Source organism: Neobacillus novalis NBRC 102450, from assembly GCF_001591805.1.
GTDB lineage: Bacteria > Bacillota > Bacilli > Bacillales > Cytobacillaceae > Neobacillus > Neobacillus novalis.
Genome location: NZ_BCVP01000005.1, coordinates 86,658 through 109,269 on the forward strand (window position 1 = coordinate 86,658; position 22,612 = coordinate 109,269).

26 protein-coding genes are annotated in these 22,612 nt (G+C 38.8%); 4 read left to right on the plus strand and 22 right to left on the minus strand.

Annotated elements, in window-relative coordinates; all coding sequences use genetic code 11:
- Positions 1-32: 32 nt before the first annotated feature.
- The 3 genes from BANVL01_RS03795 (at position 33) to BANVL01_RS03805 (ending at position 1,474) form a co-directional block, all read left to right on the plus strand.
- Entirely contained in the window at positions 33-218 is a 186-nt protein-coding gene (locus BANVL01_RS03795; RefSeq protein ID WP_066096772.1) for a YqzE family protein, read from the plus strand.
- A 230-nt stretch (positions 219-448) separates the two neighbouring features.
- A complete protein-coding gene (locus BANVL01_RS03800) occupies positions 449-1,147 on the plus strand; it encodes a helix-turn-helix transcriptional regulator (protein ID WP_066090030.1) in 699 nt (232 codons plus the stop codon).
- Positions 1,148-1,231: 84 nt separating this feature from the next.
- Positions 1,232-1,474: a DUF2626 domain-containing protein gene (locus tag BANVL01_RS03805; RefSeq protein ID WP_066090033.1), complete on the plus strand. Its 243-nt coding sequence runs from the start codon at positions 1,232-1,234 to the stop codon at positions 1,472-1,474.
- A gap of 35 nt (positions 1,475-1,509) precedes the next feature.
- On the opposite strand, the gene BANVL01_RS03810 is transcribed toward BANVL01_RS03805, so the two are convergent.
- Both BANVL01_RS03810 and BANVL01_RS03815 read right to left on the minus strand, forming a co-directional pair.
- Complete coding sequence (locus BANVL01_RS03810) at positions 1,510-2,604, minus strand: class I SAM-dependent methyltransferase (protein ID WP_066090037.1); 1,095 nt, start codon at positions 2,602-2,604, stop codon at positions 1,510-1,512.
- A gap of 186 nt (positions 2,605-2,790) precedes the next feature.
- Positions 2,791-3,426, minus strand: a complete 636-nt coding sequence (locus tag BANVL01_RS03815; protein WP_066090040.1) for an MBL fold metallo-hydrolase — start codon at positions 3,424-3,426, stop codon at positions 2,791-2,793.
- A gap of 211 nt (positions 3,427-3,637) precedes the next feature.
- On the opposite strand from BANVL01_RS03815, the gene BANVL01_RS26515 reads away from it, so the two are divergent.
- Complete coding sequence (locus BANVL01_RS26515) at positions 3,638-3,814, plus strand: DUF2759 domain-containing protein (protein ID WP_066090043.1); 177 nt, start codon at positions 3,638-3,640, stop codon at positions 3,812-3,814.
- Positions 3,815-3,847: 33 nt separating this feature from the next.
- On the opposite strand, the gene BANVL01_RS03820 is transcribed toward BANVL01_RS26515, so the two are convergent.
- The 20 genes from BANVL01_RS03820 to BANVL01_RS03915 form a co-directional block, all read right to left on the minus strand.
- The gene (locus BANVL01_RS03820; protein ID WP_066090046.1) at positions 3,848-4,978 is read right to left on the minus strand and encodes a YqgU-like beta propeller domain-containing protein; all 1,131 of its coding nucleotides are present in this window, start codon (positions 4,976-4,978) and stop codon (positions 3,848-3,850) included.
- A gap of 135 nt (positions 4,979-5,113) precedes the next feature.
- Positions 5,114-6,088 (minus strand): ROK family glucokinase, encoded by a 975-nt coding sequence (locus tag BANVL01_RS03825; protein WP_066090049.1) that lies wholly within the window; start codon positions 6,086-6,088, stop codon positions 5,114-5,116.
- 1 nt (position 6,089) lies between these two features.
- Positions 6,090-6,302: a YqgQ family protein gene (locus tag BANVL01_RS03830; protein ID WP_066090052.1), complete on the minus strand. Its 213-nt coding sequence runs from the start codon at positions 6,300-6,302 to the stop codon at positions 6,090-6,092.
- A 20-nt stretch (positions 6,303-6,322) separates the two neighbouring features.
- Positions 6,323-7,855, minus strand: a complete 1,533-nt coding sequence (locus BANVL01_RS03835; RefSeq protein ID WP_066090055.1) for a rhomboid family intramembrane serine protease — start codon at positions 7,853-7,855, stop codon at positions 6,323-6,325.
- Between the two features lie 172 nt (positions 7,856-8,027).
- Entirely contained in the window at positions 8,028-8,222 is a 195-nt protein-coding gene (gene yqgO / locus BANVL01_RS03840) for a protein YqgO (protein ID WP_066090058.1), read from the minus strand.
- Between the two features lie 107 nt (positions 8,223-8,329).
- Positions 8,330-9,283: an L-lactate dehydrogenase gene (locus BANVL01_RS03845; RefSeq protein ID WP_066090061.1), complete on the minus strand. Its 954-nt coding sequence runs from the start codon at positions 9,281-9,283 to the stop codon at positions 8,330-8,332.
- Positions 9,284-9,334: 51 nt separating this feature from the next.
- A complete protein-coding gene (locus BANVL01_RS03850) occupies positions 9,335-10,120 on the minus strand; it encodes a DUF92 domain-containing protein (protein ID WP_172800906.1) in 786 nt (261 codons plus the stop codon).
- Positions 10,120-10,686 carry a 5-formyltetrahydrofolate cyclo-ligase gene (locus BANVL01_RS03855; protein WP_066090068.1) on the minus strand — a complete coding sequence of 189 codons (567 nt, stop codon included), beginning with the start codon at positions 10,684-10,686 and terminating at the stop codon, positions 10,120-10,122. Before BANVL01_RS03855 ends, BANVL01_RS03850 begins: the two co-directional genes overlap by 1 nt.
- A gap of 58 nt (positions 10,687-10,744) precedes the next feature.
- Entirely contained in the window at positions 10,745-10,894 is a 150-nt protein-coding gene (gene rpmG / locus BANVL01_RS03860; RefSeq protein ID WP_015594975.1) for a 50S ribosomal protein L33, read from the minus strand.
- A 155-nt stretch (positions 10,895-11,049) separates the two neighbouring features.
- Positions 11,050-11,673, minus strand: coding sequence for a hypothetical protein (locus tag BANVL01_RS03865; protein WP_066090071.1), 624 nt, complete (start codon positions 11,671-11,673; stop codon positions 11,050-11,052).
- A gap of 14 nt (positions 11,674-11,687) precedes the next feature.
- Positions 11,688-12,938 carry a glycosyltransferase family 4 protein gene (locus BANVL01_RS03870; RefSeq protein ID WP_066090074.1) on the minus strand — a complete coding sequence of 417 codons (1,251 nt, stop codon included), beginning with the start codon at positions 12,936-12,938 and terminating at the stop codon, positions 11,688-11,690.
- On the minus strand, positions 12,931-13,452 hold the full coding sequence (locus BANVL01_RS03875; RefSeq protein WP_066090077.1) for a DUF4912 domain-containing protein: 522 nt from the start codon (positions 13,450-13,452) through the stop codon (positions 12,931-12,933). Before BANVL01_RS03875 ends, BANVL01_RS03870 begins: the two co-directional genes overlap by 8 nt.
- A gap of 188 nt (positions 13,453-13,640) precedes the next feature.
- Positions 13,641-14,300, minus strand: coding sequence for a phosphate signaling complex protein PhoU (phoU, locus tag BANVL01_RS03880; RefSeq protein ID WP_066090080.1), 660 nt, complete (start codon positions 14,298-14,300; stop codon positions 13,641-13,643).
- A gap of 13 nt (positions 14,301-14,313) precedes the next feature.
- The gene (gene pstB / locus BANVL01_RS03885; RefSeq protein ID WP_066090083.1) at positions 14,314-15,087 is read right to left on the minus strand and encodes a phosphate ABC transporter ATP-binding protein PstB; all 774 of its coding nucleotides are present in this window, start codon (positions 15,085-15,087) and stop codon (positions 14,314-14,316) included.
- A 12-nt stretch (positions 15,088-15,099) separates the two neighbouring features.
- The gene (gene pstB / locus BANVL01_RS03890; RefSeq protein WP_066096775.1) at positions 15,100-15,855 is read right to left on the minus strand and encodes a phosphate ABC transporter ATP-binding protein PstB; all 756 of its coding nucleotides are present in this window, start codon (positions 15,853-15,855) and stop codon (positions 15,100-15,102) included.
- An 83-nt stretch (positions 15,856-15,938) separates the two neighbouring features.
- Positions 15,939-16,826, minus strand: coding sequence for a phosphate ABC transporter permease PstA (pstA, locus tag BANVL01_RS03895; protein WP_066090086.1), 888 nt, complete (start codon positions 16,824-16,826; stop codon positions 15,939-15,941).
- Positions 16,826-17,746: a phosphate ABC transporter permease subunit PstC gene (gene pstC, locus BANVL01_RS03900; protein WP_066090089.1), complete on the minus strand. Its 921-nt coding sequence runs from the start codon at positions 17,744-17,746 to the stop codon at positions 16,826-16,828. The genes pstA and pstC overlap by 1 nt, the downstream gene beginning before the upstream one ends.
- An 85-nt stretch (positions 17,747-17,831) precedes the next feature.
- Positions 17,832-18,767, minus strand: coding sequence for a phosphate ABC transporter substrate-binding protein (locus BANVL01_RS03905; protein ID WP_066090092.1), 936 nt, complete (start codon positions 18,765-18,767; stop codon positions 17,832-17,834).
- A 270-nt stretch (positions 18,768-19,037) separates the two neighbouring features.
- Positions 19,038-21,134 (minus strand): peptidoglycan D,D-transpeptidase FtsI family protein, encoded by a 2,097-nt coding sequence (locus BANVL01_RS03910; RefSeq protein WP_066096778.1) that lies wholly within the window; start codon positions 21,132-21,134, stop codon positions 19,038-19,040.
- Positions 21,135-21,329: 195 nt separating this feature from the next.
- A complete protein-coding gene (locus tag BANVL01_RS03915; protein WP_066090095.1) occupies positions 21,330-22,547 on the minus strand; it encodes an MFS transporter in 1,218 nt (405 codons plus the stop codon).
- Positions 22,548-22,612: the final 65 nt, after the last annotated feature.

Here is a 22,612-nt window from a genome sequence, read left to right on the forward strand (position 1 = left end):
ACTGTAAGGTGAATAAAAAGGCAGGTGTGTCCGTGAAAACGAATGACTATGTAAAATACATGACGCAAACAATTGTTAAATACGCCGATCAGCCAAAAGAAGAACGAAAACGGCTCCGCTCAGAACGAAAACAAGCCAGAGCGTCTTTTTGGTACCGCTGGTTCGGAATTCTACCCTATATCCTTTATACCGAAGTAAAGAAAAGACGTAAGCTTTAAGGAAGCGAATGATGGCCATCGCTTCCTTTCTTAATTTTAAACACCAAAAGAAAACTATTGACAAACTGCCAGCGTTATGAAATTTCATCAATTTATTATGTTTTTACAATATAAAGACAGTAATTGTGAACATTTTCTAAACATATAGTGTTAACATTGTTAACTTCATTCCCTTGTTATTACGCCTGTATTATAATGGAATAAATTATGGGGGTCCGAGGTGAACAGAGATGGAACAAACATTAAAAATAACAAACGTTTTGTCAGATCCAACACGGTACTACATTTATCAATACATTACCAAACGGCATCAAGAAGTAACTGTTCAAGAAGTGGCAGAAAATTTTAATATTCATCCGAATGTTGCCAGACTGCATTTATCAAAGCTTGAGGATGTTAATATGTTAGCATCTGAAACGAAGAAAACGGGAAAAGGCGGCAGACCAAGTCGATTATATCGTTTATCCGACGATGTCATTCAACTTCATTTTCCATTCCGCGACTATATGCTTTTATCAAAAGTGGCGATTCAAACGATGATTTCACTTGGGGAAGCTGGGAAACAAGCACTTTTCTTAACAGGAAAACGGTTTGGTACCGAGGTGATTGAGCAGGAATTGGCAAAAAAATCACTTGGTGAGGAATTAGAATTTGATCAAAAGCTAACAATATTAAAAAGTGCTGCAACACTTGCCGGTTTTTATCCAGAATTTGAAGCAAATGGTGAAAAGACTAAAATTTACTTCCAAATATTCAATTGTCCATTTAAAGAAGTGGCCGAGGAACATTCGGAAACGGTTTGCAGCATGCACCATGAATTTCTTAAGGGAATGTTTGGTGCCCTGTTTAATTCCGTTGAGTTAATTGAAAAAGAAAACATGCTTACCGGTTGTAATACATGCTCATATCAAGCACTTGTAACAAACTAATTCGAAACCATTATTTACATTACACCTCCTTTTACTTTATAATATTGTAATGATGGTATCGATGGGGTAAAAGGAGGGATACATATGGATCGCATGTTCAGAGTTTGTGGTTTCTGGACGGGCATTTTTACCGTTATGTTTTATCTTGGTGATATGGATAGGACAGCAATGCTGTTCTTAGCCCAAACTGGATTCTTTGTTCTGCTTAGCTATCTTAAACTTTCTGAGCGTATGTATTTGTACGTGTTCGGAGCATATTTAACTGTTTTCTTCGCAGGCTTCACTTATTGGACAACGTTCATGATGCCGCTTGGCGGAGGGCTATAAGTAGTAAAAAACGCCGGTTAGCTCCGGCGTTTTTTCTATTTTTCAGTGAACACATCACTTTCACTTATTTCAATTCCTTTTTGTTGAATAATGATATGAAAATAAGAACTCATACCTGCTGGCATAATTAAGCTCCGAATTGCCCGGTTGCGCTTGCTGACCGCCGAAAAAGGATTCGGATCGTAATGATTTTCTAATTCCTTCAAGATACCTGCTTTTAATAAAAATTCATCTTGCCTAAGCTTTGTTACCAACTTTAAATCTACTTGCTCTCCTTTTTGAATCAGATAATCAAAATGGATGTGGGTGGTAATGTCCATTTCTCCCGGACTTTCAAGGACATTATCCATCATTTTATGTTGATAGTATCCTCGTAAGCTCCCCTTTGCTCTTAGCGGGTCCTTCCACTCCTCGTTTGTATAGCCATAATCAGCTGTTACAACCATTCCCTTTGTCAAGGTCTTCGAAATCTCTTGGAGCATCTTCACCATTGCTAAGGGAATCTCAATCCGCTGCATTTCTTTTAATTCGATTTTACTTTCTTCGATAAAAGAAATAATCGCCGGATTTTTTAATCGAATTTTCTGCTCGAACAATTCCTCAGCATCACAACCTACCATTACCTCAAAAAGCTGTCCGTTAACCAGTTCAACGACATGAACCGGGAGCGCATCGAAAAGCTCGTTTGAAAAGATGGCACCCTCAAATTCCTTTATTTCATCAAGCCGCTCTACTTGAACAACCGAATAGCCGGGCATTAGTAATTCCCTTTGTAACTTTCGATGATAAGGACTAGCCTCAACCAAAATATATTGTAAAGGAGTTTTTATTGATTCATGCCATTCCTGTAAAAAAGCTTTGGCAAATCGGCCATTTCCACCGCCTATTTCGCAAAAGACTGGTGGCAAGTTTGTTTTTTCACAGACGGAGGAAAACCATTTTGCGATTAATCTGCCGTATACATCAGAAATATTGCTTGTTGTAATGAAATCTCCCTGCCGGCCGACCTTTTGCTTATCCTTCATATAATAGCCATATTCGGGATGATAAAGAACGGCCCCTATGTAATCAGCGTAGGAAATTAACTTTGTTGGCGAATTTGCAATTAAACGTTGTAAATAGGTAATCATAGTAACTCCTTTTTCAAGTTAACACTATTGACATAGTGTTAACTTTATTATATTGTTATGATAGTAGCTTAACAATATCCCCTCCCATTATATGAAAAAGAACATCCCCCAGAAAAGCCCTTCTCTTAGCGGAGAAGGGCTTTTCTTTTTTTGTCGTCAAGCAGCGCCAAGGCACTTGCGCTTTTCTTAAAACCCATTCAAAAATGGATTGCTGTCCATTTCATCACCAATTGTTGTCACTGGACCATGGCCGGACAAGACATAGGTGTCCTCTGGTAAGTTTAACAGCTTGTCATGAATGCTTTTGATCAGCTGTGAGTTATTCCCGCCCGGAAGGTCAGTACGGCCGACACTGCCTTGAAATAAGGCATCACCAGAGATTACAAACCCTTCCTGCTCGAAATAATAAGAAAGACTTCCCGGCGAATGACCAGGGGTATGAAAAACGCTGAAGGCAAAATCGTTGATTTCCATAGCTCCTTCGTTTTTTATGATATGGTCGGCATCATTTACCTTGATTGGATTCTGAACCATAAATAATTGTGAACCGTTTAAGGCTGGGTCAGCTAACCATTTTTCTTCCTGTTTGTGAATATAAACGGGAATCTGAAAAGCCTCTCTAACCTCAGTAACTGCTCCAATATGATCGAAATGTGCATGTGTTAAAAAAATTGCACAAGGCTTTAATTTTCTTTGATTCAGTAAATGAATCAGTTTTTTTCCTTCACTTCCAGGATCGAAAATTAAACAGGAGCGGTCAGGGTTTTCTACGATGTAACAGTTTGTTTGCAGACTGCCTAAGGGAATTTGCTGCCATTTCATTAAAAGAACCTCCATTACAAATTGCGATACCCTCATTTTACACCAAATAACAAGCGGAGTGAAAGCAGCGTTATTATATTAGTGCGTTTTTGCCCTCGACAAATGAAAGAAAAAAATATAAAATAGGATTCGAATGTATATAATATAGGTACATAATTTTTTGACCATGTTAGGCTTCAGCCTGCTTATACTAAAAAGGGGGATTTTAATTATGGGTTTAGTTATTATTTTTGCAATTGTAACCGTGCTTGCTGCCTTCGGTGGATTTAGCGCACTTAAGAACAAAAACCTCTTGGGCGCATTTTGGGGAGTGGCTTCATTCTTGGTTTTTGGCTGGTTTACCGTTATGACAATTTTAAAATCTGGATTTCCTACCGGAACACACTAAAAGACTGTCACTGACAGTCTTTTTTTGTTTAGCTTATTCTTTAATCAACTCATATATTTTCTTTGCATTTAGATCGATGATTTTTTCGAAACGGTTGCCATAGAGAATTGCCTCTCCAGATGGGGAAAAATTGATTGGCTCATTATCCATCCCAGCCATAATCACTTTAGGAAGGGACCCCTTCTTAAGATTATAAAGCAGGAGCTCAAAGCCGTCGGAATAGGAATCGGCTTCCCCGCTTTTTACTGGCCTGAAGGTGATAAATTGGCCCAAGGGATCATTATAGTCATAAAAGGGAACTAACCAATCAGAAAACTTTGTCAGCTGCGGCTGTGAAAATGAAAAGTATTCCTTTAGGTCCTTATCAAAAAAAGAATAGACAGCATTTGTTTGGTCTTGTTCGTTAACTGTTACAGTCATTAGTTTACCGTTAAACGTTGTAAACTGTAATACGCGGGGAAACAGCGTTTGTTCAATTCCCTTCTCTAAATCGCTCACAGTAAGCGGGGCAAATAAAGTGGGATTATCCTCATCCCAATCTAAATAGGCAATCTTTTTTTCCCCCATCCACTTAATAAAAGGCTGCGGTATCGAAAGTTCCTTCGTGTTTAATTTATTCATATCCAGCAATGCTAGTTGAAAGGTCCAGTCTTCATTAAATTTTGATACAAGTACCTGTTCTTCATTGTATGGATTCCACTCAAATGCAAGTTCATAGGAGGGGATCGATTCCTTCATCTTTTCAGTTCCCTGTGTATCAATAATGGTGATTAATCCTTCGTACGATGAAGGCGAAGAATGGATCAAAATATACTTTTTCGTGGGGCTTATTTGCACGGTGACAATTGGGTGCTCTGTTTTATAAATTAATTCACTTTTACCCGTTAAAAGATGATAGCGATAGACATTTGATGTTTGTTCCAGGTTGGTGATATAAACAACCTCATCCTCTGAAAGCCAGCCGCCAAGTCGATCAAATTCCCCCTCGGGTATGGAAATAGGTAATTTCCATTCACTTCCCACAGTTAGCGTTGGTTTCGTTCGTTCATTTTTTGCTGGAATTTTTGGTTTCTGCTGTTCTTTACTCGTGCACGCACCTAAAAGGAGGGTCAAAAAAATGAAAATGAGTATTAAAATAAACTTTTGAAACGATAATTTGTTCAATTTAAATGATTTGCCCCCTCCCTATATATCTCACATATGTTAGTACGTATTTTTGATAAAAATGTTTCAAGGTTTTCAAAACATTTCAACAAATAGGAAAAAAGCCGTAGACTACCGACTTTTCTCCTTTATAACCTATTGATTTAATTTATTTTTAATCAGCCAGGCAGCACCAAGCACTCCGGCATCATTTCCTAATGTAGCCAGAGCCAGTTTTGTCGAGTCTCGAACTGCTGAAAAGGCAAACTTAGCAAAGTTTTCGGTTACAGCATCTAATAGTATGTTTCCTGCCTTTGAAACTCCGCCGCCTAAAACAATTTTGTCCGGATTAAGCGTATTAGCAATACTCGCCAAAACGAAACCTAAGTGGAAGTAAACTTCTTTTAATACCTTATTTGCCAGAGCATCACCATTTTCAGCTGATTCAAAAACATCTTTAGATGTAATTTTGCCATTTACAGCAAGCCTTCCAGCAAGTTCCCCTATTGATTCACCTTTTGACAGTTCCTCATTCGCTAGACGAACAATACCAGTTGCAGAAGCAACCGTTTCAAGACAGCCTGTTTTACCACAATTGCATGGTGCACCACCATCTGGGATGACTGTAATATGCCCTATTTCTCCAGCTGCACCATTCTTGCCCTGGACAATACTTCCATTAGCAATCACCCCGCCGCCAACACCTGTTCCGAGGGTGACACAAACAAGATTCTTCGCTCCATTACCGGCACCCTTCCACATCTCACCCAATGCCGCGCAGTTCGCATCATTTTCAACCGCTGCAGGCAAAGAGGCTGCCGATTCAAGACTTTCCTTTAGAGGATAGTTATCCTGCCAGCCTAGATTCACCACATTTAAAATAATCCCTGTTTCATAGTCTACTGGCCCGGGTGCCCCCATACCAATTCCTAATAAGCTGTCTTTCGATTCACCTAGTGCATTCATTTTTTCATTAATGGCTTTAGCAATATTAGTCGTTATGTTCTGGCCTTCATTCGAATTATCCGTGGGTATTTCCCATTTATGAACGATTTCTCCATCCATTGTAATAAAGGCTATTTTCGTAGTAGTCCCGCCCAGGTCAACGCCTGCAATCCATTGATTTGCCAATTTATTCACCTATCTTTGATTTTTCTTTTTGAAATTGGATTTCGTGCCGTAAAATTAATAATCCTGTTTGAAATTCACGTGTTTCAATCAACTGTGAATGATAGAGCTCTTTTAGCTCTGTTTCCATTAATTCAAGGTCTGCGACTCGATCACCAATATAAATAATCGTTCCGAATTGCTTTAATAATTGCTGAATATCATAAACCGTTTTCATCTTGTGGTCCCCCCTTCTACCTAAGGAAGTTGATTAATTTCGCGGACTAAATCTGTATACGCCTTTTGCTTTGGCTTTAATTCAGCCGCCTTTTCTGCATTAACTTTTGCCTGTTTAAAATCTTTTAGTTCATAGTTAATAAGCGCTAGATTATAATAGGCTTCATCAAAATTGGGGTCAAGCCTGATTGCCTTTTGTAAATGTGTCTTCGCATCAGAGAGCAGCCCCTTTTTAATTTCCACAAAGGATAAAAGAAAATATGTTTTCTCAGACAGATTCGTTGAGTTCTTCTCAGAGTCCTTTAACATACTGTAGGCCTGGTCATATTTATTTTGTGTAATATACTCTTGGGCCATCATTATCATTGAATTTTCCTTTTGTGCAGTATTGTTAAATCCATAAAATAATGAACCGCAAACAATAGCAGCCGAGCCAATTAGAAAGAGTATTTGTAACCAAAACTTGCTTTTTTTCGGAAAGTGGACAATACCGGCCGCAAGGAAACCTCCAGCCAATCCGCCCAAATGTGCAGCCCCATCGATTCCTCTTACTGAGAAACTAAAAACCAAGTTAATTCCCAGAACAACGATTAAATTCATCCCCATTGTCCTAGAAAATAATTTTGGATAGACCGCACCAAAATATAATAACGCACCGAAACAGCCATATATGGCACCACTTGCTCCAACGGATAGGGAACTAAAGATAAAACTGGCAATACACCCTGTGACACCCGCAAACAAGTAAATAAATAGAAAACGAAAATTACCAAATATTTTTTCGACCGTCGTACCAAGAAAATACAAAAATAGAGTATTCATTGCTAAATGCAAAAATCCACTATGTAAGAAAACAGGTGTAATGAACCTCCACCATTCTCCCATATAAATTAATTGGTTAACCATTGCCCCGTATTTAATTAGAGTAGAACTATTGGTACTCCCACCATGAAATTCAAGCCAGAGAAACACAACAAGCTGGATTGCTATGAACACATATGTAAAAATAGGCCTGCTATTTAACAGAATAGCTCTATCTGTATTCACTTTTTTAACCGCATGCTCCAGGGCAGCTTTCTTTAATGAATCAACCTCCTGTTCAGCATAATCATCATTAATTGGAAAGTGAACCTCTGCCCCGAGCCTGCTGGAAATTTGCTGAAAACCAGTGTCGTGTTCACCATTTGCAAATAGATATGTACTGACCGATGTTTTATTTCCCTCCGGATGAACAAATGGTGCTGCCAGACGATATTCATATTCATCAAATGGCGGTAAATGGCTAATGTAAATATTGATTACATTTAACTGATTGCGGCCAATTTGCCCGCGAATCTTTTCCCCGTTAGATGCTGTAAATTCGATATCTCTTTGCATCGCATTACTCCAATCTAAATCATGGAGCAGCATACGAATAATTGGCGCTTGCTTATTTTCTACCTTTTCAAGCCATAATTCTTTTTGATTTTCAAATAATTGAATAATTCGGTAACCGTGATCCGAGATGAAAGAATAGGCCAATCTCCAAAAGACATATCCTTCTTTATTACTCATATCCCCCCTGCTTTCCATATAATGTGTTGAGCCTGCGAATAGAATGATAATCTATCTTATATTAGGGATTTTAGTTTGCCATTATATCCATTATAAACGATATAAGCATTTCCCATTAATAAAACAACTTGAAATGTTGTCATTTAGACAATAAAAAAGCCATCTGTGGTTTTCACCAATCAGATGGTCCTCCAAATACCGATTGCATCATTTTCCGTTTAACACCTGGGAAACTCATTATGGAGCCAACAGTAAGCCGGCGTATCCAACTAGAACCAAGCAGGACATTGATAAGTCGGTATCTGTACCGGAATGCAAAATACCCTATTGACCCTATCATCAAAATGGATGTTAACATACGTGACATTCAAATCCCTCCTACACCATATTCTGTGATATTTACCAAAGGTTTATCCGAAAAATCAATTAAAAAAGGATTAGATTCATTTGTTAGAATCTTAATCCTTTAAAAACCTAACTAATCTTAAACACTGGCTCCATCGTCTTCTTTAAGACATTGACAGAGTTCGTGAATTTTTCCCGTTCATCATCACTTAAATCAAGTTCGACGATTTTCCTAATCCCATTCCGATTAACGACAGCAGGTACACCAATGTAAATATCATTTTGCCCATATTCACCCTCAAGATAAGCAGAAATGGTAAGAACAGAATTTTCATTCCGGAGAATTGCTTTCGTCAATCTCACTAAGCCCATGGCAATTCCATAGAAGGTTGCCCCTTTTCGCTCAATTATATGGTAGGCAGCATCGCGGACATTTAAAAAGAGTTTATTTAGGTCTTCTTGATTAAATCCATCTTTATTTTTTGTCCATTCAGAAATTGATAAACCCGCGATATCAGCGTGACTCCAAACCGGAAGCTCCGTATCGCCATGTTCCCCAATAATATAAGCATGGACATTACGAGTATCCACATCAAAATATTCCCCAAGCAAAAAGCGGAACCGGGCTGTATCTAGAATCGTACCAGAACCAATTACCCGCTCTTTTGGAAGACCGGAAAACTTCCAAACCGCATACGTTAATATGTCCACTGGATTGGTAGCGACAAGGAAAATGCCATCAAACCCGCTTGCCATAATCTCTTCGACAATCCCCTTAAAAATCCGTGTATTTTTCTCTACTAGATCCAACCGTGTTTCACCGGGTTTCTGGTTAGCGCCAGCGGTTATGACAACAAGGTCTGCATTGCCGCAATCAGCATAACTGCCATACCAAATTTTTGTCCGTGATGGTGCGAAAGGAAGACCATGATTTAAATCCATTGCATCCCCTTCAGCTTTATCTTTATTTAAATCAATTAAAACAAGTTCTTCTGTTATCCCTTGATTTAACAAGGCAAACGCATAGCTGGAACCAACAAACCCGGTTCCAATAAGTGCCACTCTATTTACCCGATTTAACATAAAAACTCCTCCAATCCATTAAATACCGCATTTTTTTAGTTGCCGATAAAATCAATGTATAAACTGAAGAACCCCCATCGCCATCCATGCTGCTAAAAAGCCTGAAAGAAAATTAACCATATCATTATCCATAATGGGAAACCCTTTTATTCGGATCGTCGGCAAATGACAATGAAGTCTTTTTTCAGTTTCAATTCCGCAATGGGTACAACGAAAAACTTGTTGATAAAAGGCACCCATTAATGTATCGATGACATTTCCGAAATAACCGGATAAAAAAATAAGCAAACAAAATACAAATTCCAAATGGAACAACCAAAAACTGATAAGTGAAATAAGGAGGGACCCGGCAAGTGCGGCTAGACTTCCTAACATACTCACTGCGCCTGATGTACCTTTGTCAATTCGTTTAAAGGTACGTATGTAAATGGGATCCTTTTTGCTTAAGGACCCAATTTCCGAAGCCCATGTATCCGAATTAGCACTGGCAAGGATTACTGCAAATCCGACTAACCAGGTACTATCATCAGATATGTAATGGATAATGCTAAAAAGAGCTGCTGCCCCGCCATTTGCCAGTACTTGACGCCAATCCCTTGTTGCTCCCTTAGCTAGTTTTTCTTCAATCGTCTTTTTTTGCGAACTTTTATAGTTGGACCAAAGACTTGAAGATAAAAAGAAGGCACCAAGCAGGAACAACCCCTTAACACCAAATCCAAGATAGACGGCTAGACCAACTAAAACAGCCGCAACAGCACCTGATATCGTCAATGACTTCAATAAGTAACCTGCCAAACCTGTTAAAATAATTATCGTGAAAATAATCATTGTTTCCATCATTTTGTTTGGATGACCTCAAGATTGGTAATAATTTTCGAAACGGGTATATCGTGCCCTTCGACTGGGAATTGAGGGATAATTTGCTCGTTGAAGGCTAGTGATAAGGTTTTGCCAAAGTAATTGGTCAAATACCGGTCGTAGTAACCTCCGCCAAACCCTAAGCGATACCCTTCTCTTGTATAAGCAGCTCCGGGAACAATCAAGAGATCAATTTCTTCTGAAGGAACTTCTGATGTCAGGTCTACAATCGGCTCCAATAACCCATAGTATACGGATTCCAGCTGAGAGAATTCGCTTAGGGTTCTGAAAGATAACGTCCGCTCTTCCGGGTAACATTTAGGAACCGCCACTTGTTTTCCTAATTCCCATGCTTTCCGGATAATTTGGTAGGTATCTGTTTCTGGTGCCTTTGAAACGGTAATTCCGACGACTTGCGCTTGTATCCAGTTTTCATCTTCAAAGAGCTTAGCCGCAATTTTACCGGAATAATCTTCATAGGCGGGCTTTGAAAGCATTGCAAGTTTTTCTTTCATCTGCTTTCGAAGGGAAGTTTTATCACTCATTATATACAACCTCCTTATCTTTGGACAATAAAAAAAAAGCAACAGGAAGCCCTGATGCTTATTTTGTTTCGCGGTGTGCAGTTGTACGTTTTTCTCTTGGGCAATATTTTTTAAGCTCAAGACGATCTGGATTATTACGTTTATTTTTTGTTGAAATATAGTTACGATCTCCACACTCAGTGCAAGCTAATGTAATATTCACACGCATGTTTATTTCCCTCCAAACGATTAAGCTATTCATTCATACGACTTTTCTATAATATCATTTATCTAAAGGAAATGCTAGTCTGTTTTTTAAGAAAAGGGAAACGCCTTTTTGTGACGTACACCAGCCGCTGGGTGGATACATGAGAGTTGTCGATGTTAAAGGGATTCTAACCTTTTTAAAAGACCTTCCTCCATGGAAATCAATTCATTTTTGTTCGTGCCCGTTATAGTCCAAGTGTTCATCTTACTAGTCTCCCTCGGCTCCACAGCCATTTTCGTGGCGAATATACTCGCTGCAGCACCCTTGGCTATTGGCTGATACTTTAAGGAACCCTTTTGCAGGGAACTCCAAATTTGATCTGTATATGCATACCACTGTGGCATTGTCGTATACTCTTTCAACCCTTCCCCCTGATGTTGCCCATTAACAAGAAAAACATGGCTATTCGTATGGTGAAAAATCCGATTATCTGTCGGTGAAATAAATGTTACGTTATCTTGGCTTACGTTAGAATAATGGTGCATCGCTAAAACCTTAATCTCTTTCCATTGCTTGCTGTGATTACTCACATAAATATGAGCAAGACGAATTTTCGAGTGGATTTGCTCCAGTTTCACTTTAATAACTAACTCTTCATTGTAAATAACCTTTTCAGTGCAGTTTTGCAGCCAAAAAGACATTCCATTTACCCATATCCCAGGAATAAATTGCAGTGTTTCGAATGGCTGCTGGCGTTTAGAAGTCTGCTTATTATTTTGTGATTCTGTTAGATTTATCATCATATACACCTAATTTACAATTTATTTGGTGTTTCTGCTTGCTTAAACTCATTCACTCGTTTGTTTAACAACATATCTTCGATAACTCTGCTTGTTTCTGAGGCAATCCGTTTCCATCCATATATACTTTTTACAATTTGGCTTCCCCGCTTACCAATTTCCTTTGCTTTTCGGGGATTTTCCCATAAAAAGTTAATCTGTTCTTGCAGACTTTGAGCATCACCAGGTACCATCAATAATCCTGTTTGCAAGTGCTTCACAAGCCCTTTCATCCCGCCTGTATTGGACACAATCGTGGGTTTCCCGAGAATCATCGTTTCAAGGGCGGCAATTCCGAATGGCTCATATAAACTTGGAATGACAGCCATTTCGCATCCTTCGATGAGTGCATTCCTTTGATCATCGCTAATATAACCTACAAATGCAACAAAGTTTTCTAGTTTCCTATCAACAACCTGATTTCGGTAGGTCTCAAGCATTGGTCCTTTCCCCGCAATAACAAAAAAATAACTTTGGCCATTCTCTTTAGCATTGAATGCCGCTTCAATAATCGTTGCAAACCCTTTTTCTTTTACCATTCTCCCTAGCGAAAAAATATATTTTTTTTTCTTTAGGTCAGGTAGTATCTCTTCTGTTGTTCGTTCTGCTGTCATCGGGTTAATCCCGTTAGGAATAACCGTTATCTTATCAACTCGAGCTTTAAAAACTGAAAAGAGTTCATCCCTCATGTATTCACTGCAAACGATTAATTGATCGGATTCTTTAATTAACTGCAGTTCCTTATCATGGATAAATTGCTGCATTTCCGTATGGATACCATTATGCCTGCCATGCTCTGTAGCATGGATTGTCGCAAGGAGAGGAATGGTCAGGATCTCCTTTAATGCAATCGCAGCGGAACCGACCAGCCAATCATGGGCATGAATAAGGTCAAATTTTAAATCTTCTGTTAATTTTCCTGCCTTGAAAGCCATGGCTAAATTAAGCCCGCCTATCCAGGAAAGAAAATCATTATCCAGTTCATTAAGTGGTTTGACACGATGAACATTCACACCATGACTTTTTTCAAAAGGAGGAAGGCTCCCATTTCCAGCTGTTACTACATGAACCTCATGACCCATTGTGGCCAAATAAACAGCTAATCCGAACACATGCCGCGAAAGACCTCCAACTATATTGGGCGGATATTCCCAGCACAGCATCAATATTGTTAATCTCCAGCTTTTTTGGTTCATGTCAACTTGATGGGATAATGCTTTATCCATTTTTCTCCTCCAGTTGGTTTGATTCCAGATAATAGCTGTAGGTACTTACATGATCAAGCCATTTTGGCGGGTGGTCTTCATATTGCTGATATTGAATTAAATCCCGATTTATCTCAATCCCGCTTAGCAATGCCGACTTAGTGGTTTGAATGCAGTTTGACCTAAAGAGAGGAAAAAAGTTAGCTTCCGATATATAAACGCCTAATTCAGCTGTGTAGCTGCGATTTGGCGCCAATCCTTTTATAAACCAGTGTCCACTTTGATAGGGCACGGTAATTTCATAAAAATGACGGGCGTTTTTCCCATTAAAGATGATATCAGTAACATCATAAATTCTGACAACAGTGACAAACTCTTCAAACCTGCGATTAAAAAATAATTCAATCAGTTTTTTGGGTAATTCGGATACGTCCCAGAAAAGAATCATTTTTCCGGGGGTAATAAGTTTCGCCGCTAGTTCACCTTTTAAAGGGATAAACGCTTGGGCTGCGGGGCTGACAATATCCTTAAACATAGCTTCCTCCATTCTGCAAATGATCAATATATGCTATATCAAGTAAATTATTCATAATAGTTGATAGTTTAATCGTATCACTAGAATGGCCAGCACACAATAAACGCAAATTGTCGTAATGTGTAAAAAAAAAAAAGAGATGAAGCCAAATTTTTCAGCTTCATCTCGGGTTAGTCTCTATTCTTTTTCTATTCATTCAAATTAATGCGTTTTCCGGTCACAAGGTAAACTACATTCTCTGCGATATTGGTTGAATGGTCAGCGATTCGTTCGATAAACCTACAAACAAATGATAATTGGATAATCTGATTGGTTGCGTTTGGATTTTTCGGGATGTAGCTCAATAGTTCCTGAATTAAATCTCCAAACATATTGTCTACTGCATCATCTTTTTCCGCACATTTTTTAGCTATTTCAATATCTTCGGAATAATAGGCAGTTATCGATTCAGAAACCATCTCTAACGCCATTCCCATCATTTTTGGTATATCTATGATATCTTTAAAGTATTCTTCATTGCCGATTTGCAATGTCGATTTGGCAATATTTACGGCGATATCCGCCAACCGCTCGACTTCGGAAGAAACTTTTAATGCGACACTAATTTTTCTAAGATCGGTTGCTACCGGAGATTCCCTTGCAATTAATAATAATGCTTTATTGTTAATTGCATCCTCCATATCATCGATTTCGTTATCGCCATCAATAACTTTTTTCGCCTTATCCATGTCCTGATTTAACAGGGCAACCATTGATTCCTTCATTGCTTGCTCCGATTTATGAGCCATTTCTAAAAGCATCTCTTTTAATTCTTTTAAATTGTTATCAAAATTTGCTCTTGCACTCATTTATGCCACCCCATCATCCGAATCTTCCTGTTATATAACCTTCAGTCCGTGAGTCGTTTGGATTTGAAAAAATAGTAGAAGTTGAATCCAGTTCAATTAATTCACCCATTAAAAAGAAAGCAGTCTTATTGGACACGCGTGATGCTTGCTGCATGTTATGGGTAACAATGACAATCGTATATTTCTCTTTTAACTCTAAAATCAGTTCCTCGATTTTCAAGGTTGAAATCGGGTCTAGGGCAGATGTTGGCTCATCCATTAACAAAACATCCGGTTTTGTCGCTAATGCCCTTGCGATACATAGCCGTTGCTGTTGCCCCCCAGATAATCCTAGGGCAGGTGCGGTTAAACGATCCTTTACTTCCTCCCATAAAGCTACATCCATTAATGATTTGATGACAAGCTCATCTAAGTGTTTCTTCTTTTTAATGCCGTGAACTCTTGGACCGTAAGCGACATTATCATAAATTGATTGGGGGAAAGGATTTCCCTTCTGAAAAACCATGCCAACGTGTTTACGAAGTTCGACAAGGTCCATTTTCTCGCCTAATATATTTTGGCCATTAAAGTTAATTTCTCCGGTCATTTTTACACTTGGAACCATATTAATCATCAAATTTAGTGTTTTAATAAAAGTGGACTTGCCACATCCGGATGGGCCGATTATCGCTGTTACCTCTTTTTTGTTAATCGGAAAGTTGATGTTTTTTAAGGCATGATGATCACCATACCATAAATTCAAGTCCCGTATATCAAATACCTGTCTAGTTAATGTCGGAGCTGACATTCGATTTCCTCCTTATCCAAACCTTCCGGAAATATATTCTTCTGTCTTTTTAACAGAAGGGTTGGTGAAGATTTTTTCTGTTGCATCATATTCAATCAAATCACCACTTAAAAAGAAGGCCGTTTTATCGGAAATTCGGGAAGCCTGCTGCATATTATGGGTGACAATGATAATAGAATAATCCTTTTTCAATTCCACAATTAAATCTTCCACTTTTGCGTTGGAGATAGGATCCAATGCCGAAGATGGTTCATCTAGAAGCATGACAGTCGGTTTCATGGCAATCGTCCTAGCAATACACAGACGTTGCTGCTGTCCACCCGAAAGCGATAGGGCAGATTTATGGAGCCTATCTTTTACTTCATCCCACAATGCCGCCTTTTGCAGACTTTCCTCGACAAGCTCATCAAGCTGGCTTTTCTTTTTGAGTCCACTGAACTTCAGGGCATGCGTAATATTTTCATAAATTGATTTTGGAAATGGATTTGGTTTCTGAAACACCATCCCAATTTCCTTTCGTAATGCCACAACATTTATTTGTTTAGACAGGATATTGAGATCTTCATAGATAATTTCCCCTTGGGCTCTTGCACCGGGAATCAGGTCATTCATCCGATTGACGCTTCTTAAAAATGTTGACTTTCCACAGCCTGAAGGTCCAATCAAAGCCGTTATAGAGTTTTTTTCAATGTCCATGGAAATACCGTTAACCGCACGTTTTTCACCATAGAATATTTCTAAATTATGCACCTTTAAAATATGTTCCATATGCAACTGGACGGTTGTTTGTATCGTTTGTTCTGTCGATTCTTTTTCCAAATAAGTCGTAACCATCCGTTCTCACCTGCCCTTTATTTAGTTGCAGTCATTTTTTTCGTAATGATACTGCCAATCCATCTAGCTAATAGGTTAAATAGTAAGACAGAAATGACTAATACTGCTGCTGATCCATTCGAAACCGCTTCAACATCGGGAATTAATCCTTGTGTATTGACCGACCAGATGTGAACGGCGAGCGTTTCAGCCGGCCTGAAAATATTTAATGGAGATTGCTCAGAAAATGGATTCCAATTTGCATAATCGAGTCTTGGTGTTGAAAGACCTGCTGTAAATAATAATGCTGCTGCTTCTCCAAACACACGACCAGCTGCAAGAATGATCCCCGTTAATATCGATGGAAAAGCACTCGGTAATAGGACGGTTTTTATTGTATGCCAATGTGTAATACCTAGGGCAAGACTAGCCTCTTTCAGATCCCGAGGAACAGTCCGAATGGAATCCTCACTTACACGTACGATAACAGGCAAATTAAAGACGGTAAGTGCTAGAGCTCCTCCTAAAATCGTATATCCCCAACCTGTTACGTTAACAAACACCAATAATCCGAACATTCCGATTACGATAGATGGAAGCGATGCTAACACTTCAATACAGGAACGAATAGTGTCTGTTATCTTTCCCGGCTTCGCATACTCTGCCATATAGATTCCCCCGCCAACCCCAAGGGGAACAGCAATAATCATGGTAATTAGTAAAATATAAAACGAGTTAAATAACTGGTCGCGAATTCCTCCACCCGCACGAATATTGCTTGAAGGTGTAGTTAAAAACTCCCAGGAAATGTGTTTAAATCCGTTGATCAAAATATAAGAGAATAATCCAACAAGAATAGAAACAATGATAATAGCAATAGCAACAAATACTCCGGTTGCAATTCGGTCAGCTGTTTTACTTTTCATTACAGCTTCCTCCTTGATGATAGATAGCGAATGAGTAGAATAAAGGCAAATGACATAACTAATAAAATTAAGCCCATTGACCAAAGGGTATTATTTTCTACACTTCCGTAAGTGGTATGTCCCATATTTAACGTGATAATTGTTGTTAAGGTAGCTGAAGCATCCAAAATACTTGACGGTAAATTTCTAACATTTCCGATGACCATTTGAACAGCTAATGCTTCCCCAAATGCCCGAGCCATCCCCAAAACAACCGCAGTCAGGAGGCCTGGAAGGGCGGCAGGAATTAGCACCTTTCGAATCGTTTGCCACCGGGTTGCACCAAGTGCGTAAGAGCCTTCTCGTAAATATTTTGGCAAGCTGCCCATTGCATCTGTTGCAATCGAAGTGATCGTTGGCAAAATCATAACCGACAGCACGATCATCCCGGAAAGCAAACTAAAACCTAGTCCACCCACATGTGCCCTAACAAATGGAACTAATACTGTAAGCCCGATGAATCCATAAACAACAGATGGAATTCCAACTAATAGCTCGACGACTGGCTGTAATATTTTTCTTCCCCATGAAGGTGCAATTTCCGTCATAAAGATCGCAGCGCCAATTCCTAATGGTGCCGCGATAAGTGCCGCAAGAAAGGTGACGGCAAATGAACCGAAAATAAACGGCAAGGCACCATATTCCGGATTGGCTTGATTTGTAGGATTCCAGTGTGTACTGGTTAAGAACTCAATAAGACTGACACCATTTTTAATAAATGATTGTAAACCTTTCGTGCCTAGAAAAATAGTAATGGATATGGTTGCAGATATCATGATTACGGCACATAGAATTACTAGAATCTTTCCACGTAATTCCCCGTCCATCCTATTTTTTGAGGATTTTATCAATCTTTCCTTTGCAGGAATAATCTTTTCCATAATGCACCAAACACCCCTAAAATACGTCATAATAGGGTAAATGCATATCTGCACTTACCCTTTTTTATCCATTTATTTATTAAGCTTATAAATCTTTTTGATTTCCTTTTGCATCACGTTCTACCTTCATTTTTGTGACAGGAAGGTAGCCTTGTTCTTTTAGTAAAGTATTTTGAATATCATCAGACATTAAATACTCTAGGAATGCTTTTGCTAAGCCATCAGCTTCGCCTTTAGTGTAAGAATGTTGGTAAGCCCATACTTGGAATTTACCGGATTGTACATTTTCTTCCGTTGGTTCCACACCATCAATAGCAAGTGGTGTTACAGAATCATCGGTGAAGTATGAGAAGGCAAGGTATCCGATTGCACCGTCTGTTTCATTGATAATCTTTTTAACCGTGTTTGAAGAATCTTCAGTAATACCTTCAGCTGGTGTTGCACCATCAAGTGCGAACTTATTGAAAATTGCACGTGTACCAGATGAATCTGGACGGTTTACAAGGACGATCTTTTGGTCTTTACCGCCAAGTTCTTTCCAGTTGGTAATTTTTCCAGTGAACACTTTAATTAAATCTGCTTTTTTAATATCTTTAATGCCAACTTTAGGATTAACCGCTGCAGTCATACCTACAACAGCTACTTTATGATCAACAAGCTCACTTGCTTTATCAGGAATCTTTTCTTCAGCAAATACGTCTGAGTTTCCAATTTGTACAGATCCTTCAGAAACTTGTGAAAGACCAGTACCAGATCCGCCGGCATTTACTTGAATATCAGCTTTTGGATTTGCATTCATAAATTCTTCAGCTGCTGCTGCGACTAATGGCTGCATAGCAGATGAACCAGAAACGGTTAATGAACCGGAAAGTTCTTGTTTTTCTTCAGTCTTTGGAGTTGTATCGTTTTTCTTGTCTGTTCCACTCGTGTTGTCTTTCGAAGTCCCGCCCCCACAAGCAGCCATAAATACCATTAATGCTGCAAATAATGTAACAAGGCTTAATTTTTTCAAACTTTTCATTTCCTTTATTCCCCCTAAGGTTTTTGGTGTGATGATGTTTGTCTGCCTTACATGTTTTAGAATAATCCATTACTGTAAACTGCGTTTTAATGAAATGTAAAGGTTTTGTAAATTTGCATTACACTTTTGTAAATTGAGAATTTGCTCCTATTGACTTCCTTAGCTAATTTGGATGAACAAATTTCTATATTTATTGTTCTCATTTATTATTTTAAATATGTAAAAAACACCTGCCTCAAATTTGAGACAGGTGTTTCGAAAAACTTTTATTTATTGGCCAGTTTGCTGGCTGTTTTGAGTGGTGTCAGCATTCCCTGATTGTTGCGTACTATTTGCAGCCCCTTCATCTCCTGGACGTGATTTCTTCAAGTCAAAGTATGCATCCATTACACTCTTGCCGATGGCCATATTAATACTTGGACCCGTATTTCCTTGATATGCCCATGGGACTACAACGGCCATCGCCACTTCCGGATTATCATATGGGGCAAAGCTGACAAGACTTAGGTTCATAACCTCTGCATTCTTTTGCGATTTAACAGGACCGTCATAAAATGCTTGTGCTGTTCCTGTTTTTCCAGCCGGGTTATAAGCAGCACCTTTAAAGGCATTAACACCCGTACCGTCACCTACCTGCATAACCATTCTGAATCCATCCTTAACCCGATTGATCCATTCATCTTTCAAATCTAAATGATTCAACACTTTAGGTTGGATTTCTTGGATTATCGGGCCTAATTCATTACTATCCATGACAGGCTCACGAATTTCCTTTACAATATGCGGCTGCACACGATTACCTCCGTTAGCAATCGTGGACACGTACTGTGCAAGCTGTATCGGTGTATACGTATCATATTGACCGATTGCAAGGTCTAGAGCTAAACTTGCCTGTTCATCTCCGCCAGGAAAACCACTCATTTCATTAGGTAGGTCTATCCCTGTCCTCGTTCCTAGACCGAATTGTGCGAAGGATCGGCGCAGCGTATTAAACGTCTTCTTCGAGTCTATTAAGAGTGGACCGTTTGGAACATACCTTCCACCTCCCATAGCAATGACGGTTTTCCACATGTACACGTTGGATGAAACCTGTAATGCCCTAAGGTCATTAATGGAATTAAAGTTCTTCCAGGATTTTTTTGGTTTTGTATTTTTGAATATTAATGGTTCATCATAAAGAAAATCGCCTGGACTAATAGCTCCCGTTTTATAGCCGGTTAAAATGGTTGCCCCTTTGACCGTTGAACCAACGTTATAGGAAGTGGTAATATTCCCTCCGGCAAAGTCCTTCATTACCGTTTTGCCGTCATCATCCTTGCTAATTTGCCTTCCGGCAAGCGATAACACTTCGCCAGTTTTAGGATTCATCAAGACCACAAAAGCACGATCCAAAAGAGCTGTGCCTGGCTTTTTCTTGGCCTCCCACATCTCTTTTTCAATGATCTTTTCGACTTGTTGCTGCAGTTCCATATCGATTGATAAGACAAGGTCTTTTCCTCGCTTGCCATCCGAAACTACTTCGGTAGAGAGGATTTTCCCTGTCTTATCTGTTACATTTTTTACTTTTGCTTTTTGACCATGGAGGACATCTTCATACTTAAGCTCGAGGTAACTTTTTCCTACTCGGTCGTTTCGGCTGTAATCGCGGGCAAGAAATTTATCTAACTGTTCCTTAGGTATGCCTGCTTCGGAGGTAGTTACATCCCCTAAAATTGATTTTAATGTATTTCCAAAGGCATACATTCGTTCCCAGTCTGTTGTGGTATCCACACCAGGAAGATTCTCTAAATTTTCACTGACAACTGCAAATTCTTCTGAAGTTACATCTTTATTTTTGACAATTTGCGGTGTTAAGGCGTATCCACTGTTAAATTGCTTTAAAATTGCAATGGTTTTGAGTTCATTATTTTTGTAATCAGCGATTTCAGCTTTGGGAATTCTTTTAAGCTGCAAATCATAAATTTGCTTATATTCCCACTTTTTATCGTCGTATAACTTCCATTCTTTTTCTGTAATTAATGCTTTTGCTCTGTCGGGATTTTTTAAGATCCAATATTCCTCTTTTTCACGATCACGAACCTTTGTCGTATCAACCGTAATGATTTTTGCTAATTGTTCTGCTGTATCAAGCATTTCCTTTTGATTTGTATTTTGATATTTTGTATACGTAATCGCATTTAACGGGGTATTATCAACAATGACTTTCCCATTTCGGTCAAACATCTTTCCACGTGGTACTGGATTACTAACGGTAATATCTTCGGTCCGCTGCAGCTCCCGTTTAAAATCGTCACCGAAAACAATTTGAATTTCACCAAGTCTTAGGATGAGAACAGAAAATAGCACAAAAACCACAAAGAAAACCATATTCAAGCGAAATGGGACATGGGTCTTCTTCTTCTTTTTCTTTTTATTATTCAATTTCTATTTACACTTCCTTTTTTCAAGCCATAAGATAACTTCCTCTATTCTATAAGATAATGCTCATTATTTCTATGAATAACACTTACCATTTTTACAAACATCAACTAAAAATGCGATGAGTGGAAGATACTCATCGCATTATGCAGCAGGTAATTGAACCTTTCTTATAAACAAATAAATCAAAGAATGCCCTGCACCCAAAATCAAAAGTAAAATCGGAATACTTTTTACATCATTAAACCTGGTTACCGCTACTAAGAATGCTAAAATAGAAACAATTCTGCCAAGATTTAAGAATATTTCGCGGACGACAATATATTCAATTCGCATTTCTGCGGCTTTCCAGCCAATTCCAATCACATCGTATGTAGTTGAGTTATACGGAACGAGCAACAGTGGATAGGCGATCGCAATCATCCCGGCATAGATTAACAGTTTGGTGAAATTCACATCCCAAACAATTACTAGGACAGCAGCATAAAGAAGAATCCCGCCCATAAGTATCGCTTTTTTTCGGTGATTTTTTTTAATTAAGCGAGAGGCTAGATAATAAGCAATAAATGAAATCCCCGAATTAATCAGGCCAAATGTCCCTAAAGCCATTTCACTGTTTGTCGAAATGTAAACAAAGACGGAGATGATAAATAAAAACGTCCCTTCTCTTAACCCCTGGAAAAAGTGGGCATTGGTAATGAGACGCCAATTTTTATTACGTTTTCTTTCCTCTAAAATCCGTTTAAAACAATACCTTCCCGCTGCCGGTCGTGGTTTTAACGAAAAACTCATGAAGACAGCAAGGGCGAATAACGCTAATGACAAACCAAAAACAAACGTATAACCTGTGAATTTTTCAAATCTGGTAATAATGAAACCAGCGGCCAGCGGGCCAATCATTCCTCCCGCAGAGGTTAAAGTTCCTAAAAAGCCATTAAAGAAATCTCTTGTCTCAGGTTCCGTGATTTCAAAGGTTAACACATTGTAGGCTAACCAATAAAACCCGTAGCCGATCCCAAGCAGGCTCCCTAACAGTAGTAAATAGGTGTGTGCTTTCGTTCCTGTAATTAGTACAGACAAGTAAAAAAAAGCCAAAAAGATTACACCAATTCTTAGCACAATGACCCTGTCGATTTTCTTAGCCCATCTGCCCGCTAAAATAAACGTTAACGGTTGTAGTACGACAATCGAGAGGTTATAAAGGGCCAAATCCGAATACTTTCCCGTTTGTTTCCAAAGATAGATATTCACAAATGTGTTGGAAAGAGCAATACTCAACGAGTATAACCCGCCAATAATTAACAACAGTGATAGATCTTTGGTTAACTCTACATCACCTAATAATTTAAATTTTTTTGCCATAAAAAAACTCCCCTTTGTATAAGGGTAGTCTTTATCTGGGCGCTTGTTCTTATTCAATAATTTCG

Bases quoted from the DNA above. Each gene is read 5' to 3' on its own strand.
- BANVL01_RS03800 (WP_066090030.1), top strand. From the start codon at position 449: ATGGAACAAACATTAAAAATAACAAACGTTTTGTCAGATCCAACACGG.
- BANVL01_RS03805 (WP_066090033.1), top strand. From the start codon at position 1,232: ATGGATCGCATGTTCAGAGTTTGTGGTTTCTGGACGGGCATTTTTACC.
- BANVL01_RS03810 (WP_066090037.1), bottom strand. From the start codon at position 2,604: ATGATTACCTATTTACAACGTTTAATTGCAAATTCGCCAACAAAGTTA.
- BANVL01_RS03815 (WP_066090040.1), bottom strand. From the start codon at position 3,426: ATGAAATGGCAGCAAATTCCCTTAGGCAGTCTGCAAACAAACTGTTAC.
- BANVL01_RS26515 (WP_066090043.1), top strand. From the start codon at position 3,638: ATGGGTTTAGTTATTATTTTTGCAATTGTAACCGTGCTTGCTGCCTTC.
- BANVL01_RS03830 (WP_066090052.1), bottom strand. From the start codon at position 6,302: ATGAAAACGGTTTATGATATTCAGCAATTATTAAAGCAATTCGGAACG.
- BANVL01_RS03835 (WP_066090055.1), bottom strand. From the start codon at position 7,855: ATGAGTAATAAAGAAGGATATGTCTTTTGGAGATTGGCCTATTCTTTC.
- yqgO (WP_066090058.1), bottom strand. From the start codon at position 8,222: ATGTCACGTATGTTAACATCCATTTTGATGATAGGGTCAATAGGGTAT.
- BANVL01_RS03845 (WP_066090061.1), bottom strand. From the start codon at position 9,283: ATGTTAAATCGGGTAAATAGAGTGGCACTTATTGGAACCGGGTTTGTT.
- BANVL01_RS03850 (WP_172800906.1), bottom strand. From the start codon at position 10,120: ATGGAAACAATGATTATTTTCACGATAATTATTTTAACAGGTTTGGCA.
- BANVL01_RS03855 (WP_066090068.1), bottom strand. From the start codon at position 10,686: ATGAGTGATAAAACTTCCCTTCGAAAGCAGATGAAAGAAAAACTTGCA.
- rpmG (WP_015594975.1), bottom strand. From the start codon at position 10,894: ATGCGTGTGAATATTACATTAGCTTGCACTGAGTGTGGAGATCGTAAC.
- BANVL01_RS03865 (WP_066090071.1), bottom strand. From the start codon at position 11,673: ATGATAAATCTAACAGAATCACAAAATAATAAGCAGACTTCTAAACGC.
- BANVL01_RS03870 (WP_066090074.1), bottom strand. From the start codon at position 12,938: ATGGATAAAGCATTATCCCATCAAGTTGACATGAACCAAAAAAGCTGG.
- BANVL01_RS03875 (WP_066090077.1), bottom strand. From the start codon at position 13,452: ATGTTTAAGGATATTGTCAGCCCCGCAGCCCAAGCGTTTATCCCTTTA.
- phoU (WP_066090080.1), bottom strand. From the start codon at position 14,300: ATGAGTGCAAGAGCAAATTTTGATAACAATTTAAAAGAATTAAAAGAG.
- pstB (WP_066090083.1), bottom strand. From the start codon at position 15,087: ATGTCAGCTCCGACATTAACTAGACAGGTATTTGATATACGGGACTTG.
- pstB (WP_066096775.1), bottom strand. From the start codon at position 15,855: ATGGAACATATTTTAAAGGTGCATAATTTAGAAATATTCTATGGTGAA.
- pstA (WP_066090086.1), bottom strand. From the start codon at position 16,826: ATGAAAAGTAAAACAGCTGACCGAATTGCAACCGGAGTATTTGTTGCT.
- pstC (WP_066090089.1), bottom strand. From the start codon at position 17,746: ATGGAAAAGATTATTCCTGCAAAGGAAAGATTGATAAAATCCTCAAAA.
- BANVL01_RS03905 (WP_066090092.1), bottom strand. From the start codon at position 18,767: ATGAAAAGTTTGAAAAAATTAAGCCTTGTTACATTATTTGCAGCATTA.
- BANVL01_RS03910 (WP_066096778.1), bottom strand. From the start codon at position 21,134: ATGGTTTTCTTTGTGGTTTTTGTGCTATTTTCTGTTCTCATCCTAAGA.
- BANVL01_RS03915 (WP_066090095.1), bottom strand. From the start codon at position 22,547: ATGGCAAAAAAATTTAAATTATTAGGTGATGTAGAGTTAACCAAAGAT.